This is a genomic window from Actinotalea ferrariae CF5-4, assembly GCF_000603945.1.
Classification (GTDB): domain Bacteria; phylum Actinomycetota; class Actinomycetes; order Actinomycetales; family Cellulomonadaceae; genus Actinotalea; species Actinotalea ferrariae.
Window position 1 is genome coordinate 1 of record NZ_AXCW01000412.1, and the last position, 2,018, is coordinate 2,018.

A 2,018-nucleotide genomic window follows, 5' to 3' on the forward strand; every position below is an offset into this window, starting at 1 on the left:
CCGACGACGCGGGGCAGGCCGCGGCGCTCCACCGCGAGCGCCTCGCGGAGGCCTACCGGCTGCAGGTGAGCGGCGACGGCGTCGTCGTCCGCGCGGTGGGCCCGGCCGGCCTGCGCCACGGCCTGACGGTCCTCGGCCTGCTGGCCACCGGCGTGGACGCCGTCCCGGGCGTCACGGTCGTCGACGCGCCCCGCTACCCGTGGCGGGGCCTCAGCGTCGACGTCGCGCGGCACCCCCTGCCGGCCGACGACGTCCTCGTCCTGCTCGACGTCCTGGCCGACCTGCGGCTCAACGTGCTGCACCTGCACCTCACCGACGACCAGGGGTGGCGCCTGGACCTGCCGTCGCGGCCGGAGCTCGCCGCGCGCTCCGGCGGGACGGCCGTGGGCGGGGACACGGGCGGCTGGTACGACGGGGCCGCCTGGTCCCGGATCGTCGAGGCGGCCGGTGCCCGAGGGATCGCCCTGGTCCCCGAGGTCGACGTCCCCGGGCACGTCAACGCGGCCCTGCACGCGCTGCCCGAGCTGACCCCCGACGGCGTGGCGCCCCCGGCGTACACCGGCATCGACGTGGGCTTCAGCCGCCTCACCGCGGACCTGCCCGCCACCGAGCCGTTCCTGCGCGACGTCTTCGCGGACCTCGCGCGCCTCACCCCGGGCACGCACCTGCACCTCGGCGGCGACGAGGTCCTCACGATGGACCGCGAGGAGTACGTCCGGCTGGTCCGCGCCGCGGCGGACGCGGTCGAGGCCACGGGGCGCGCCGTCGTCGGCTGGCAGGAGGTCGCGACGGCCCCGCTCGCACCGGGCAGCGTCGTCCAGCTGTGGGACGAGCGGGAGGACCCGGGCCACCTCATCGCGGCCGCCACCCGCGGGGCCCGCGTGCTCCTGTCCCCCGGCAGCCGCGTCTACCTGGACATGAAGTACGACGCCGCGACCGAGCTCGGCCTGGAGTGGGCCGGGCACATCCCGCTGCCGCGGGCGTACGAGTGGGACCCCGTGACGCTCGTGCCGGGGCTCGACCCGCAGCACGTGGTCGGCGTGGAGGCGGCGATCTGGTCGGAGACGACGCGGTCGCTCGCGGACCTCACGAGCCTGCTGCTGCCGCGGCTCGCCGCCGTCGCCGAGGTCGCGTGGACCGCCCAGGGCTCCCGGCGCGACGTGGGCGGGACCGCCACCGAGGACCCCCTCGGGCTCACCCGCCGGCTCGCGGCGTTCGCCCGCACCTGGGACGCCGCCGGGCTGCGGTGGACCCGGACCCCGGGCGTGCCGTGGTGATGGTGAGCCCGGAGCCGACAGGTCAGTCCAGGCGGGCGAGGAGGCGGACCGCCCGCGCGTCGTAGACCTGCCCGCCGACGACGACGCCGCCCGCCAGCACCCCGGCCCCTCCGAGCACGCCGGCCGCCAGCACCACCCATGACAGGCCCGGGCGCCACCACAGCGCGGCGAGGTACAGCGCCGTCACGGGCAGGCAGACGACGGCCGTGGCGACCGAGGTGACGAGCTGGGCGACGAGGCTCGCGCCGAGGGAGCCGGCCTGCGCGGCGTACGGGCTCGCCCCGGGCGGCGGCACCGGGTAGACGAGGGCCGCGCTGGAGACCGCCGAGACGGCCAGGCCCGCGCCGAGGACGCCGAGCGCGGCGCCGACGGCGGCCGGTGCCAGGTCGGTCCGCCCGGCGACGACGGCCCCGGCCACGGCCACCACGACGAGGACGGGCGCCGCCCACACCAGCGTGGCGGCCGCGCGCCCCGCCCGGTCCGCCCAGCCGGGGACGTGGGACACCACGTGCAGCCACAGCGCGGAGCCGTCGAACGCCGTGTCGTTGTGCCGCCCCCACGCGATGGTCCCGGCCATGAGCGGCGCCATGCTCAGGGCCACCGCCGCCGGGGCGTCGACGACCGTCGCGGCCAGCAGGACGATGAGGACCGGCAGCGCGACGGCGCCCACGAGGGCGCTGGTGTACCGGGGGTCGGTCGTCCACGACCGCAGACCCCGCCGCGCGACGGCGCCCGCCACGA

Annotated in this window: 1 protein-coding gene and 1 pseudogene; one reads left to right on the plus strand and one right to left on the minus strand. The window is 78.4% G+C overall.

Going from position 1 to position 2,018, the window contains the following annotated elements:
- Positions 1–1,277 (plus strand): family 20 glycosylhydrolase (locus N866_RS18350; protein WP_052023253.1); only part of this gene is annotated, 1,277 nt, incomplete at its 5' end.
- A 22-nt stretch (positions 1,278–1,299) separates the two neighbouring features.
- On the opposite strand, the pseudogene N866_RS21680 reads toward N866_RS18350, so the two are convergent.
- A pseudogene (locus tag N866_RS21680) lies at positions 1,300–2,018 on the minus strand (hypothetical protein); the annotation flags it as partial.